13 protein-coding genes are annotated in these 14,000 nt (G+C 37.7%); 11 read left to right on the plus strand and 2 right to left on the minus strand.

All coding sequences use genetic code 11. The features are described 5' to 3' along the window. Positions 1 to 14: 14 nt before the first annotated feature. On the minus strand, positions 15 to 335 hold the full coding sequence (locus tag XM47_RS00525) for a DUF6170 family protein (protein ID WP_048688128.1): 321 nt from the start codon (positions 333 to 335) through the stop codon (positions 15 to 17). Positions 336 to 529: 194 nt separating this feature from the next. Between XM47_RS00525 and pdxH the strand changes: the two genes are divergently transcribed. From pdxH to ung, 11 genes are all read left to right on the plus strand, one after another. Then, positions 530 to 1,207 (plus strand): pyridoxamine 5'-phosphate oxidase, encoded by a 678-nt coding sequence (gene pdxH, locus XM47_RS00530; RefSeq protein WP_048688129.1) that lies wholly within the window; start codon positions 530 to 532, stop codon positions 1,205 to 1,207. Positions 1,208 to 1,229: 22 nt separating this feature from the next. Continuing rightward, positions 1,230 to 2,144, plus strand: coding sequence for an AAA family ATPase (locus tag XM47_RS00535; RefSeq protein WP_048688132.1), 915 nt, complete (start codon positions 1,230 to 1,232; stop codon positions 2,142 to 2,144). 236 nt (positions 2,145 to 2,380) lie between these two features. After that, complete coding sequence (locus XM47_RS00540) at positions 2,381 to 3,106, plus strand: DUF58 domain-containing protein (RefSeq protein ID WP_172656483.1); 726 nt, start codon at positions 2,381 to 2,383, stop codon at positions 3,104 to 3,106. 2 nt (positions 3,107 to 3,108) lie between these two features. Then, positions 3,109 to 5,136, plus strand: a complete 2,028-nt coding sequence (locus XM47_RS00545) for a transglutaminase TgpA family protein (RefSeq protein WP_048688139.1) — start codon at positions 3,109 to 3,111, stop codon at positions 5,134 to 5,136. 175 nt (positions 5,137 to 5,311) lie between these two features. Further along, on the plus strand, positions 5,312 to 5,677 hold the full coding sequence (locus XM47_RS00550) for a response regulator (protein WP_048688141.1): 366 nt from the start codon (positions 5,312 to 5,314) through the stop codon (positions 5,675 to 5,677). Continuing rightward, entirely contained in the window at positions 5,674 to 6,288 is a 615-nt protein-coding gene (locus XM47_RS00555; RefSeq protein ID WP_048688144.1) for a chemotaxis protein, read from the plus strand. Before XM47_RS00550 ends, XM47_RS00555 begins: the two co-directional genes overlap by 4 nt. Position 6,289: 1 nt before the next feature. Further along, complete coding sequence (locus XM47_RS00560) at positions 6,290 to 7,234, plus strand: GGDEF domain-containing protein (RefSeq protein ID WP_048688147.1); 945 nt, start codon at positions 6,290 to 6,292, stop codon at positions 7,232 to 7,234. Positions 7,235 to 7,518: 284 nt separating this feature from the next. Beyond that, positions 7,519 to 9,978 carry a bifunctional aspartate kinase/homoserine dehydrogenase I gene (gene thrA / locus XM47_RS00565; RefSeq protein WP_048688150.1) on the plus strand — a complete coding sequence of 820 codons (2,460 nt, stop codon included), beginning with the start codon at positions 7,519 to 7,521 and terminating at the stop codon, positions 9,976 to 9,978. A gap of 17 nt (positions 9,979 to 9,995) precedes the next feature. Then, on the plus strand, positions 9,996 to 10,949 hold the full coding sequence (gene thrB / locus XM47_RS00570; RefSeq protein WP_048688152.1) for a homoserine kinase: 954 nt from the start codon (positions 9,996 to 9,998) through the stop codon (positions 10,947 to 10,949). Beyond that, positions 10,950 to 12,233, plus strand: coding sequence for a threonine synthase (gene thrC, locus XM47_RS00575; protein WP_048688159.1), 1,284 nt, complete (start codon positions 10,950 to 10,952; stop codon positions 12,231 to 12,233). A gap of 262 nt (positions 12,234 to 12,495) precedes the next feature. Next, a complete protein-coding gene (ung, locus tag XM47_RS00580; protein ID WP_048688161.1) occupies positions 12,496 to 13,182 on the plus strand; it encodes a uracil-DNA glycosylase in 687 nt (228 codons plus the stop codon). Between the two features lie 85 nt (positions 13,183 to 13,267). Here ung and rrtA read toward each other — a convergent pair whose 3' ends face one another. Next, complete coding sequence (gene rrtA / locus XM47_RS00585) at positions 13,268 to 13,984, minus strand: rhombosortase (protein WP_048688165.1); 717 nt, start codon at positions 13,982 to 13,984, stop codon at positions 13,268 to 13,270. Positions 13,985 to 14,000 lie beyond the last annotated feature (16 nt).

Here is a 14,000-nt window from a genome sequence, read left to right on the forward strand (position 1 = left end):
TTAATTAACCTTGCCTAGTTTTGAGTTTCTTCAGAGTGCTTTTTCCATTTTTTTAATGCTTTCTCGATATACTTTGCGCTAAGTGTTAACTGTACTGGCGTTGTTATTATAGGATAAAAAATCCCCGCTAGTAGCATAGGTATTAAAACCCACCATTCTGCTGCCCTTGCCGCGAGTATAAATACTGGCGTAATAATTAATAATTTGAGCAAATTTAAAATAAATTTATCTGGCGCAGTCATAAAAGTGAGTGCAATCGCTAAAATTTGTGATCTGTCTTTGAAACTATAGTTTTCTAATTCTGGAATTTGAGATGACTTAAAATAAAAACGCATAAGCTAGGAAAAGTATGAAATTTGTCTGTATTGTACCTTGAGGGGACTAAAATTTGTACTGCTAAGATCAAAAGGTTCACTTTGATTAAAAAATATTAGAGAGTGAAGTCATTTTTGATCCTGACTTAGACTTTATTTATATATAATCATATGTAAGCCCCTTTTGGGTAAGTTAATGTAAATAGGATTAATTCATGTCTATTTTTTATCAGGTTAGAAGAGAATATGACTTAACAGGGTTAAGTGAATCAGATTTAACCGCTTCACCTTATGAGTTATTTGAAACTTGGTTAAATCAAGTAATGCAGATAGAGGCGATTAAAGATCCTACTGCTATGGTGGTTGCTACGGTAGACTCGACAGGGATGCCTTTTCAAAGAACGGTTTTGATGAAGTCAGTTGATGAAACAGGTTTCGTTTTTTATACCAATAAATTAAGCCGTAAAGGTCAACAATTAGCTAAAAACCCCAAAATATCAGCTATTTTCCCTTGGCTAGCAGCTGAAAGACAAGTTTGTATTACGGGAGAAGTTGAATTGCTCAGTGCTAGCGAAAATGAGGCATATTTTTCGTCTAGGCCATTTGAAAGTAAAATAGCTGCACTTGCTTCTAAACAGAGTCAACCTATTGAAAATAGAGATATTTTAGAGAATAAATATCAAGCTTTATTGTCTGAATATCAAGGCAAAGAAGTTGCTTGCCCTGAAAATTGGGGTGGGTACAAAATCATACCCAGCTCTATCGAATTTTGGCAGGGTGGCGAGTATCGGCTTCATGATAGGTTTATTTATACTTTGCAGCAGGATGAAAATAGTTCAATTGAAAAATCTGAACTAGACTCTAACTGGCAAGTTGCTCGATTGCAGCCGTAAATATCCAAAGGAGTGTTGTAACATGGATAAACAGTGTCAGCAGATTATAAAAAAAATTTCGCAAGTCGTCATAGGCAAAGAAGAGCAGGTTAGGTTAGCCTTGGCCTGTCTTTTAGCAAAAGGCCACTTGTTAATTGAAGATTTACCAGGCATGGGAAAAACAACGCTATCCCATACCCTAGCTTCGGCAGTCGGCATGAGCTATAACCGAGTTCAATTCACTTCTGATTTATTGCCTGCTGATATTATCGGTGTTTCTATCTTTAAAGCAGATACTCATGAGTTTAAATTTCATCCAGGGCCGATATTTAGTCAGTTACTTTTAGCGGACGAAATCAATCGGGCCAGCCCTAAAACACAAAGTGCTTTATTAGAAGCGATGGCAGAAAATCAAGTGAGTGTCGACGGCACAACTTACCCGCTTGAATCTCCTTTTTTTGTCATTGCGACCCAAAACCCTCAGTTTCAATCAGGTACTTACCCGTTACCTGAAAGCCAACTTGATCGATTTCTAATGAGGATAAGCCTCGGCTTTCCGCCCCATCAAGCTGAGCTAAGTATGTTAAAAAGACAAACTCAAATTGACTTGTCGGACTATAATTGTATCAGCTATGAAGAGTTGGCTACTTTACAGGCTAAAGTCGAATCAATTTATGCTAGCGACGAAGTTTTAAACTACATTCTTGCCTTGGTTAATTTAAGCCGTGAAAGTCGGGACTTTCCTTTATCTTTGTCCCCTAGAGCAAGTTTGGCAATTTTAGCTGCAGCTAAAGCTTGGGCATATATTGATGGTGCTGAATATGTTACCCCTGATCATGTCCAGGCTATTTTCTTAGCCGTTACTGAACATAGATTATCACCTAGCTTTGTCGAATCAGGCTCAACAGATAGTTTGAGTGTGAAATTACTAAATAGTGTTGATCCAACCCAGATTTAATGGCTTCGTTTATCCAATATCTTAGTCAGTGGCGGCAAGCTAGACTCGAGTCTTTTATCAATAAACGCATCCCGGCTAGCGATTCCCATACTTTAGATCGAAAAAATATATTTATTTTACCGAACTGGAGTGGTCTTTGTTACTTGGCCGTTTGCGCTGCTATTTATTTATTAGCGACTAATTACGAGAGCAATTTAGGTTTGTTATTGTGCTACTGGTTGTTGGGTATTTTTTTAGTGATCCTTTACCTTAGTTACTTTAATTTGGCTGGAATTAAGTTAGTTTCGTCTCAGACATTTGATGTACATGTCGAACAAAATTTAACACTGCAAATTCAGCTTATTTCGGATAAAGATAGATATTCATTTTGTTGGCAGGATGGATATAAAACTGAGCTTAAAAAGGTGAATGCAAGTCACCAATTTGTGAATTTAGGTTGGCAAGCTAAACAACGAGGCTTGTTTAGATTTCCGAGAGTTCGTCTATACAGCACTGCGCCTTTTGGCTTATTTAATGTTTGGACATGGTTAGATTTCAATCGCAAAACTTATGTTTACCCTAAGCCCTTGACTTGCCCTGAATATCAGTTTGGTACAGGCCGAAGTGATAGTGAAATGGATGATTCATCTAATGATGAAAATATAGGTGACAGTGAATTTTATGGTCTAAAGCCTTATCAACTTGGTGAGCCTTTATCAAGAGTGGCATGGAAGCGGGCGAGTTATAATAATGAATGGCAAGTTAAACAATTTGAACAATCAATATCTGATGATGTTTGGTTTTCGCTAGCAAAAGTAGCTGGCTCAGAGATAGAAGAAAAGTTAAGCAAACTTACTTGGCTGTTAATTAATGCCCAGCAGCAAAATATGACATATGGGCTAGAGTTAGGCCATAAAGTATTACAGCCTCAAACGGGTGCTGCTCATTTAAAATCATGTTTACTTGCATTGGCGAAATATTAAAAATGTATAAGCAAATTCAATTAGCGACTCACAGTGAAATTAACCAAGCGCTTAGTTTTAATACTTATATTTTTTTGCTGTTAGCAAGTTCAGTTGTCATGACGTATCAGGCTATGGAGAATAATTTTGAAGCGGTCGCGTTTTTTGTTTTTTGTGCCTTAATTCGTTCTTTGTATTGGCTGCAATCTGATTTTAGATTAAATCAACTTTTCACCTATTTAATTTATGCCGTTAGTTGTTTTTTAATTAGTACCAAGTTTGTCAGCTCGGGAATTTTAAATGGGTTATTTTCGCTTCTGATTTGTTTACAAGCATTAACTATTATTAAGCTACGCCACTTTAGAGAGCTTAAAACACTTGTTTGGGTCCATCTTTTTTTAACCGCTGCTAGTTTATTGTTTTATTTACAAATCCAGCATGCTGTTTTGTTACTGATTTCGGCAATCCTGGCACTCGCTTGCCTATTGGCTCATTTTTTAGCGGGAGAACATTTTAAGCAAGTGTTAAACCAAATGCTAAAGTTAGTTTTAATCGCTTTACCTATAGGTATTGTGTTATTTCTCGTCATGCCCAAATTACCACCACTTTGGAAAATGCCTAAGGTTCAAAGTCAAACTAGAGGCTTACAAGATGAACTTTCATTGGGGGATCTAGCTGCGCTAAGTCAATCTAGCAATTTAGCGTTTCGAGCAAGTTTTAAAGATAAAGCACCTGAAATTAATCAGCTGTATTGGCGTTCTTTTACCTTGCAGCATTTTGACGGCACGACATGGCGTCGTAATCGTTATATGGAAAGCTGGCAAGCAGTGGCAGAGAAGAAGCGTCAGGGCTTAAAGTGGAATAATCTACAAGATACTGATTTTTTCGAATATCAGATAATTACAGAAGCAAGTTTTCAACACTGGTTGTTTGGCCTAGATTTGGCGACTAGCCATCAGATAGGCGTACTCTCTTTACCTGATTTTGGTTTATATGCAGCAGAACCTTTAACTAAGCGATTTCAATACTCAGCTAAATCCTATGTAATTAAGAATTTACCCGAGTACGATACAGTGAATATTGATAAGTTAAATTTACAGTTACCGAGCCATAAAAACCCTAAAACGGCTGAGTGGGTTTTGAATCTACAACAAAACTCAAACAGCGATGATGATTTCATCAATAAAGTGTTAACCCATTTTAACCAACAAGCTTTTTATTATTCACTTAAACCGCAACAGCTAACTTATCCTTTGATTGATGACTTTATGTTTAACACTCGAACTGGATTTTGCGAGCATTATGCCAGTGCCTTTACTTATATCATGCGATTAGCTGGTATACCTGCGAGAGTTGTTGTGGGTTACTTAGGTGGCGAGTATAACCCTGCGGGTGATTATTATAGTGTTTATCAATTTGATGCTCATGCTTGGAGCGAAATTTGGCAAGCAGGCAAAGGTTGGCAAAGAGTCGATCCTACCCTTTATGTTGCGCCGCAGCGGATTGGTGTCAATTTACAACATGCTGTCGGTAACGATGAGTTTTTAGCTGAGGGAGATTTTTCATTAATTAAATACGACCAATTTGTCGCAGTGAAAACTGCCAGAATGTTACTGGCTAACCTTGATTATCAATGGACTCGCTGGGTTTTAAATTATGATACAAAAACCCAGAAAAATTTTCTAAAGCAGCTGTTTGGCGATACAAATAATATGTGGCAAAGCATTATTCTAATTGCGCTATTTTTTATTTTATTTGCCATGATAAGTTTTTTTAGCTGGTGGCTCTTTCGCGCGAAAAACTCACGGAGTGAAATTATTAAACTACAAGATTTAGCGTTAAATAAATTAAACACTCACTATGGATTAGCAAAAGAGACACAGCAAACACCAACCCAACTATTAGCTATAATGAGCTCTGAAGATACAGAGCTAATATCTAGATGGCAGCGTATTAGTTTGTTGATTGAAGAAATTAGATTTTCTGAACTAACAGAGCCGGCAATAAAAATTAAGCTCAAGCAACTCAAGGTATTGATAAAAAACCTGTAACTAACATAATATTAATCAAAGTTTGTTGTAATAATGTTACTTTTTAGGTTAATGTTAGTACATTAGACGGCTTAATAGGCCTAACTGACTTTTAATCATAATTTAACTTGATATTTAGATTTAAAAGAGCAGAGAATAGCATTTATTCTTAATTATAATTTGAGACCCATAATACATGAGCATACCTGTACTGATTTGTGATGATTCTACTCTAGCCCGTAAGCAAGTTAAAAAAAGCTTACCAGCAGACTGGGACGTAACAACACAATTCGCTACCAATGGTCGGGAAGCTGTTGATATTTTAAGGCAAGAAAAGTTTGCCGTTCTATTTCTAGACCTCACTATGCCTGAGCTTGATGGTATCGGAGTTTTAGAAATCAATAAAGCTGAAAAACTAGTCGATTTTGTGATTGTTGTATCGGCTGATATCCAACCTGAAATGCAGCAAAAAGTGACCGAACTTGGGGCATTGGCTTTTATTCAAAAACCAGTGAATACAAACAAGTTAAGTGAAATTTTGCAACAATACGGATTACTATGAACGAGATAGCACTGTCTGAAGAACAAAGAGATTGTTTACAAGAATTAATCAATGTTGCAATGGGCCGAGCTAGTGACAAACTTGCTAGGTATTTAGATACCTTTGTACACTTACAAGTCCCACATATTGATTTAATTGCGTCTGAGAGTTTACCAAGTAGCTTTGCTGAAAGTTACGCAGATGATGGCGTTTCCCTCGTTAGCCAAGGATTTTATGGTGAGGATGGCATTTTAGGTGAAGCCTTACTCATTTACCGTTCAAACGATGCCCAGGGTATTGCTGAGATATTAGGTTATGAACCCGATGATGTCTCTGAAGTCGAGCAGTTAACCGATATCAGTTCAATATTAACCACAACCTTTTTAAATGGGTTAGCTGAGCAAATTGAAAATCAATTGGCTTACAGTGCGCCTCGAGTTGTATCTGCGCTTGAAACTGCGCTTGAGAGTCACCTACATCAGTTATCTTTTAACTGGGATCTTGCACTTAAAGTGGATATTAGTTATCAAGTGACGGATTATTCTTTTAACTGTGACATGATCTTGTTGATACCTGGCGAAGCAATCCAGAATATTCAAAAAGTTTTAGATAGAATCTTAAACGAGTTTTAACTTGAACGCTTTTAATATTGGCGCATCTCTTATTGAAAAAATTAACTCTGGCGTTTTAGTTGTCGATGAGAGTTTCAATATTACTTTTTTTAATAAATTTATGGAATCGCATTGCTTATTAAAGAGCAAAGACGTATTAACTAAAAATTTATTTGATGTTTTTAACGACTTGCCTGAAAAGTGGTTAAAAAGAAAAATTCAAAGCGTATTCATGCTAAATACCCCAGGGTTTAGCTCCTGGGAACAAAGACAATTTGTGTTTAAAATGCGCCATGCGAGACCCGTTACAACTAGTAGTGAGTATATGGCGCAAAATATCACTTTTTTACCCATATTAGCTGATGAATCTGGCTCTGAAGTCGAACAAGTTTGTATTTTGGTTGAAGATGTAACAGATGTTTGCTTTTACCAAGAAAAGCTAAAAGAGACACTTGAACAGCTTGAGGTAGTTAGTCGTACAGATGGATTAACCCAAGTTGCGAATCGCCGTTTCTGGGAAGAAAGATTTGAAGTGGAGCTTGAAACTGCAAATCGATATAAACATCCTCTTTCCCTAATATTATTTGATTTAGATAAGTTTAAGCAAATTAATGATACTTATGGCCACCAAGGTGGCGATCTGGTTTTGATCGAGATAACTAAATTTATCAAGAAAAAGCTTAGGCAAGTAGATTTAATGGGACGTTATGGTGGAGAAGAGTTTGGTATTATTTTACCAAATACTGATGCGGAAGGGGCGTTTGAGTTAGCTGATAGAATTAGAACCGAATTTGCTCAATTTCCAATTTCTTTTGGCAATCATAAAATTTTGGCAACTATCAGTCTTGGCGTTGTTGAATATGATCCGAGTTTTGATAGCTACGAAGATATGGTGACTAGAGCGGATATCGCTTTGTACCAATCTAAAGCTTCGGGACGAAATACGACAAGTTTGTACCGAGCTTAACTAAGCTCTAATGTTTCAATTTAATCCTGAGATGTCGAATAAACTAAAGATATTCGACCTAGTTAGGGACTAATTGGCAAAATTTAATTTACACTGGCAGCTAGATCAGGTAGAGTTTCGCCCCATGAAAAGAGGCACATTTATTATCATTACCAGCGTTACAACCATTACCTTAAAATAAGGGGTGGTCACTGGCTAATGTGCGCATGAAATCGAATTAAGCAAAAGCCCGTGACCTTAACAAGGTCACGGGCTTTTTTGTCTCAATAGATAGGAAAAATAGAATGCAGGTTCTTAAGTTTGGTGGATCATCTTTAGCCGACGCTCAGCGTTATCAAATGGTTAGAGATATTGTTTTAGATAAGCAAAAAAGTGAGTCGCAAGCTGTTGTTTTGTCTGCACCTAAAGGTGTGACAAATAACTTAGTTGCGTTAGTTAATGCTGCGATATCAGGTGCAGACACCTCTGCTTTGATTAGCCAATTAGAAACGACCCTATTTTCTATTATTCAAGACTTAGCTCAGCAGTACGCTAACTATGATGCAGCTGCAGTGACTAAAGTCGCTGAAGAAAAAGTTACTTTTTTAAAGCAGCGTCTTCAAGGTATTCAATTATTAGGTCAATGTCCTAACTCTGTTAATGCTGAAATAATTTGCCTAGGTGAATTTGTTAGTGTTGAGATTTTTGCTGAGCTTGTGCGTGCAAGCGGTACAAAATCAATCGTTATAAACCCGACTAAGCTATTAGTTGCAAATGGTGACTACTTAGAAGCTTTCGCTGATATTGAAGCGAGCCGAAAATTATTTGCACAAGCAAGTTTAGAGCAGGATGCTGTATGGGTAATGCCTGGTTTTTGTGCTCAAAATAGTGAAGGTGAGCTTGTTACTTTAGGCCGCAACGGTTCTGATTACAGTGCTGCCATTTTAGCTGCAACTATAGATGCTTCTGTCTGCGAAATTTGGACAGATGTGGATGGTGTTTATAATGCCGATCCAAACAAAGTATTTGAGGCTCAGTTAGTCGAACAGCTTTCTTATCAAGAAGCTATGGAGCTATCTTATTTCGGCGCGGCTGTACTACATCCAAAAACAATCGGCCCAATCGCACGTTATAATATTGCTTGTCGCATCCGTAATACACTTAATCCAAGTGCCCCGGGTACGTTAATCACTAACGAAAGTATTGATTTAGAGCATGTCGTTAAAGGTATTTCTACACTAAATGATGTAACTATGGTGAATGTTGCTGGACCGGGCATGAAAGGCATGGTTGGGATGGCAAGCCGCATTTTTGATGCAATTTCACGTGATAACATTTCGGTTTTATTAATTACCCAATCTTCATCAGAATATAGCATTAGTTTTTGTATTCATTCAGCGGACTCAGCACGTGCTAAGCAAGTATTGGAACAAGCTTTTGAATTAGAGTTAAGTAATAATTTATTAGAACCAATTGAATTAAGAGATGAGCTTTCGGTTATTTCAATTGTTGGCGATGGTATGCGCATGCATAAAGGCATTGCTGCTAAGTTCTTCGCTTCATTGAGTCAAACAAACGTAAATATAGTTGCGATTGCGCAAGGTTCATCAGAACGCTCAATTTCAGCTGTTATTGAAGGTAAAAAGAGTCAGGATGCTATTAAAGTGACACATCAGAATTTCTTCACAAATTTAAATGTAATTGACGCTTTCGTTGTTGGTTGCGGTACTGTAGGTAAAGCTCTTCTTAAACAATTAGAAAAGCAACAGCCTATCCTAAAATCTAGAAATATAAGCTTGAAAGTATACGGCTTAGCAAATAGTCGCCAAATGGCATTGTCTGCAGAGGGTTTAGATTTAGCGAATTGGGAATCTGAACTAGCGTCAGCCGATAGCAAATTTACCTTAGACAATATTCAGCAATTTGTGACGGATAATCATTTAATTAATCCAGTTATTATTGACTGTACCAGTAATGAAGCAATTGCTGACCAGTATGTAAACTTTTTATCAGCTGGTTTTCATGTGGTTACGCCTAATAAGAAAGCAAACACTAGCTCTATGGCTTTCTATAATGAATTACGTCAAGCAGCAGCTGAAACTAACAGAAGATTTTTATATGAGACTAACGTAGGTGCTGGTTTACCTGTTATTGACACATTGCAAAGCTTATTGAGTGCAGGTGATGAGTTAATCGGTTTCCAAGGTATCTTATCTGGTTCATTATCTTTCATCTTCGGTAAATTAGATGAAGGTATGAGCATAGCAGAAGCGACTGCGATTGCTCGTAGCAATGGTTTCACTGAACCCGATCCACGTGAAGATTTAAGTGGCTTAGATGTAGCACGTAAATTATTAATTATGGCGCGTGAAGCGGGCATGGAAATGGAACTGGAAGATATTGAGGTTCAGTCAGTTTTACCAGCTAGTTTTGATGATGCGGGCTCAAATGACGAATTCATGGAGAACTTGCCTAAAGCCAATGCTGAATATCAAAAATTAGTCGATGATGCTAAAGCTGAAGGTAAAGTATTACGTTATGTCGGCTCTATCGAAAATGGTAAATGTCGCTGTGGCATTCAGGCTGTTGGTCCAGAGCATCCATTATTCGCGATTAAAGATGGCGAAAATGCTTTAGCAATTGAAAGTTTATATTACCAGCCGATCCCACTTGTTATTCGAGGTTATGGCGCAGGTGCAGATGTAACTGCAGCAGGTGTATTTGCAGACTTAATGCGAACTATGCCTTGGAAACGTGAAGTTTAAGAGCCGTTGAGGATATTATGACAGTAACTGCTTACGCCCCAGCATCGACAGGCAATGTTAGCTTAGGATATGACATTCTTGGATTAGCACTTGCACCTGTTAGTGGTGAATTACTTGGCGATAGAGTCAGTGTAATTGAAGAAACTTCTGTATTTGAATTGACGAATACAGGTCGTTTTGCGCATAAATTACCTGAAGATCCTAAAGAAAATATTGTTTATGACTGCTTTGTTGGTTTTAAAGCTGAGCTTGCTGAGTTGGGTATTGATGTTCGACCAGTTAAAATGCAACTTGAAAAAAACTTACCAATTGGCAGTGGCTTAGGCTCATCTGCTAGTTCTATTGTGGCGGCACTTGCTGCCCTTAATGAGTTTTACGGTAAACCGTTAAATGACGATAAGTTACTTAGATTGATGGGTAAACTTGAAGGTCAAATTAGTGGTAGCATTCACTATGACAATGTTGCACCTTGTTACTTAGGCGGCTTACAACTCATGGTTGAAAGTGAGCAATGTATAAGCTCAAGTTTACCTGTATTTGATGAATGGTATTGGACGATTTGTTATTCAGGCGCCAGCGTATCAACAGCTGCTGCAAGAAAAATATTACCTCAAGAATTTTCAATTAAGACTACAATTGAATTTGGTCGTCAATTAGCTTTGTTTGTTGATGCATTACACAAAGGTGACCGAGTGTTAGCTGCAAGTGTAATGACGGATGTGATAGCTGAACCTTATCGCAAATCTTTATTAACGAATTTTGACAATGCGAGAGCGTATGCTGAATCTGAAGGTTCGCTTGCGTTTGGTATTTCGGGCTCAGGCCCAACGGTTTTTGCTGTTTCTGATTCTGCTGAAACGGCTGAAAAAATTAAACTATGGTTAGAGCAAAATTATATTCAAAATGAAAATGGTTTTGCCCATGTATGTAAAATTGATACCCATGGAACAAAAGTTTCAGAGGATGTATAAGTGAAATTATTTAATTTAAAAGACGACACAGAAGTTGTTTCATTTAGCCAAGCGGTTAAGCAAGGTTTAGGTAGAAACCAAGGTTTATTTTTTCCAAAAACTTTCCCTAAATTAGACAATGTCGATGAATTATTAACTATGCCTTTCCAAGCGCGTAGTGCAATTATAATGAACGCATTGATTGGCGACGAACTAGGCGAAGCAGCAACAACTGAATTAGTAAACAATGCATTTCAATTTGGTGCGCCACTGGCTCACATTACGGATAACGTTTACAGCTTAGAACTTTTTCATGGCCCAACATTGGCGTTTAAAGATTTTGGTGGCCGTTTCATGGCGCAATCTTTAGTTAAATTATCTGATAATAATCCGATTACTATATTGACTGCGACGTCTGGTGATACAGGTGCAGCGGTAGCGCATGCATTTCATGGTTTAGATAACATCAATGTCGTTATTCTTTACCCTAAAGGTATGGTTAGCCCGTTACAAGAAAAGCAGTTTTCTACATTAGGCGATAACATACACACGGTTGAAGTAGACGGCGATTTTGACGCTTGTCAGGCTATGGTTAAACAAGCGTTTGATGACAAAGCGGTAAGAGAAGAGTTACATTTAAACTCTGCTAACTCAATTAATATCGCACGATTATTAGCACAAGTTTGCTATTACTTTGAAGCGGTTTCTCAGTTACCAAAAGATAAGCAAGATAAAGCAGTTATTTCTGTTCCAAGTGGTAATTTTGGTAACCTAGCTGCAGCTATGATAGCTAAAGCGATGGGCTTGCCGATTAAGCGTTTTATTGCTGCGACTAATGCGAATGACACAGTACCAAGATATTTATTGAGTGGTTTGTGGGAGCCAAACAAAACGGTTGCGACTATCTCAAATGCTATGGACATCAGCTCACCAAATAACTGGCCGAGAATTGAAGCTATGTTTGAGCTTGGCTTAGCAGATAAGTCATTATTAAGCGCAGAAACAATAGATGAAGACTACACTCAAATCGGTGTTCGTCAGTTAAACGAGTTAGGCTATGTTAGTGAACCGCATGCTGCAGTTGCTTACAAAGCTTTAAAACGTTCAATTGCAGAAGATGAAGTGGGTATCTTTTTAGGTACTGCGCATCCAGCTAAGTTTAAAGAGACAGTTGAAAATATCTTAGGTACGCCAGTTGCTTTACCTAAAGAACTAGCTGATGTTGCAAATAAAGATGTATTGTCTGATGCTTTACCTGCAGACTTTGCTGCATTAAAAGAATATATGTTTAAAAAATTAGGCTAAGTTTTAGCTTAGTTAGTCAATTGATATAAAGCCTCGGTTTATCCGGGGCTTTTTCATTTAAGTGGTATTCAATCTGGATTGATAAAATACTAATCCATCCTAATTATTGCTCAATTTTACGGGTTAAAAAGCACGTAAACTGCGTTATGAATTTTGCGATTAGTTTACTAGTAGCGGCAATTCATGCCTTGTTAGCGCACTTTTTTTCTACGTAAAATATAGATCAAAAATTGAGGTGAACTGGTATAAATTAGGAAAAAGTATGAGTTGGCAATCATTTTTCGATTCGCAGAATGAGCAAGATTATTTTAAAGCTGCATTAGCCAAAGTCGCAGCAGATAGAGCGCAGGGTAAGCTGGTATTTCCAGCTGATAAACTGGTTTTTTCGGCGTTTGATTCAACACCTCTAGAGAAGGTTAAAGTCGTGATCTTGGGTCAAGACCCTTATCATGGTGAAGGTCAAGCGCATGGCTTGTGTTTCTCTGTGTTGCCAGAAGTTAAAATCCCGCCTTCTTTAAAAAATATCTACAAAGAATTAGCAATAGATATATCTGGTTTTAATATTCCAGAGCACGGTTATTTGCAAAGCTGGGCAGAGCAAGGGGTACTTTTACTCAATACAGTATTAACAGTGGAGCAGGGCAAAGCCCACTCACATGCCAAATATGGCTGGGAAAAATTTACCGACGCAGCGATTGAATATTTGAGTCAGACCCAAACTGGAGTCGTGTTCTTACTCTGGGGCGCACACGCTCAGAAAAAAGCAGCTTTAATCGATAGTAGTAAACATCATATTTTAACCTCTGTGCACCCATCACCTTTATCCGCTCACAGAGGGTTCTTAGGATGTAAACATTTTAGCCAAGCAAATCAATTGCTAGAAAAGCAGGGAAAAACAGAAATTAATTGGTGTTTAGATAGTTTAAATGGGCAGTTCAGCTTAATTTAGCAATTTAATCCAGATACTCAAGACGTGAGTATCTGGTTCCTGCTTTTGGTATTAGGAGATAGCGAAGGCCGACACAATAATTTGACTAGTCTTTTGATTTTTCGTTTTGAATTTCACTCTCTGTCTGGCTACCTGTAGCGATTTCTTGCTCATCTTTGATACTCGCTAGGTTGTCGTCAGACTTAGATTTTTTGGCTGTAGCTTGTTGCGTTAGGTTCTTTTGCTGTATTTTCTGCTCGTAGCCATAAATAACAAAACCCATTATTAGACCAGCTAAGTGAGCTTCGATTGCGACACTGGCTTCGATCATTTCAGCGGTAGACGCGCTAGCGCCATAAACTTGTTCCCAAATTACTTTGGCAATTAATGCAAAAATCAGCAAATAACCGGTTTTTTCTTGTTTTTGAATATCGGTCAACGCACCCCATGCAATTAAACAATGTAATACTCCAGAAAATCCCACGTAAATCTGGATATCAGTAAACCAATATAAATAAGCAGAGATAGCTACACAAGCTATAATGACTTGGTTTAAAAAAGGGCGAATGGAGTAGTAATGTCCATGTAAGGTCCATAATGCCAATAGCCCAGCAGAGTTCATTAAAAAGTGATTTAGGTTGCTATGTAAAAAGTGCGCGCTTAGTAAGCGCCAATATTCACCTTGCTGAATATTGGCTTGATTATACTCAAGCCAATTGGCATAGTCAGGCATGAAAAATTGAAAGTTAGCAAAACTGATAATAAGAAAAATAATAACGGGCAAGCTTTGCCATGGCAGATTTTTAAGTAAATTTTTTAACATGGTGTTGGTTTGATTC

The organism is Catenovulum maritimum, assembly GCF_001050375.1.
GTDB lineage: Bacteria > Pseudomonadota > Gammaproteobacteria > Enterobacterales > Alteromonadaceae > Catenovulum > Catenovulum maritimum.

Coding starts and splice junctions, on each gene's coding strand:
- XM47_RS00525 (WP_048688128.1), bottom strand. CDS start 335: ATGCGTTTTTATTTTAAGTCATCTCAAATTCCAGAATTAGAAAACTAT.
- pdxH (WP_048688129.1), top strand. CDS start 530: ATGTCTATTTTTTATCAGGTTAGAAGAGAATATGACTTAACAGGGTTA.
- XM47_RS00535 (WP_048688132.1), top strand. CDS start 1,230: ATGGATAAACAGTGTCAGCAGATTATAAAAAAAATTTCGCAAGTCGTC.
- XM47_RS00545 (WP_048688139.1), top strand. CDS start 3,109: ATGTATAAGCAAATTCAATTAGCGACTCACAGTGAAATTAACCAAGCG.
- XM47_RS00550 (WP_048688141.1), top strand. CDS start 5,312: ATGAGCATACCTGTACTGATTTGTGATGATTCTACTCTAGCCCGTAAG.
- XM47_RS00555 (WP_048688144.1), top strand. CDS start 5,674: ATGAACGAGATAGCACTGTCTGAAGAACAAAGAGATTGTTTACAAGAA.
- thrA (WP_048688150.1), top strand. CDS start 7,519: ATGCAGGTTCTTAAGTTTGGTGGATCATCTTTAGCCGACGCTCAGCGT.
- thrB (WP_048688152.1), top strand. CDS start 9,996: ATGACAGTAACTGCTTACGCCCCAGCATCGACAGGCAATGTTAGCTTA.
- ung (WP_048688161.1), top strand. CDS start 12,496: ATGAGTTGGCAATCATTTTTCGATTCGCAGAATGAGCAAGATTATTTT.
- rrtA (WP_048688165.1), bottom strand. CDS start 13,984: ATGTTAAAAAATTTACTTAAAAATCTGCCATGGCAAAGCTTGCCCGTT.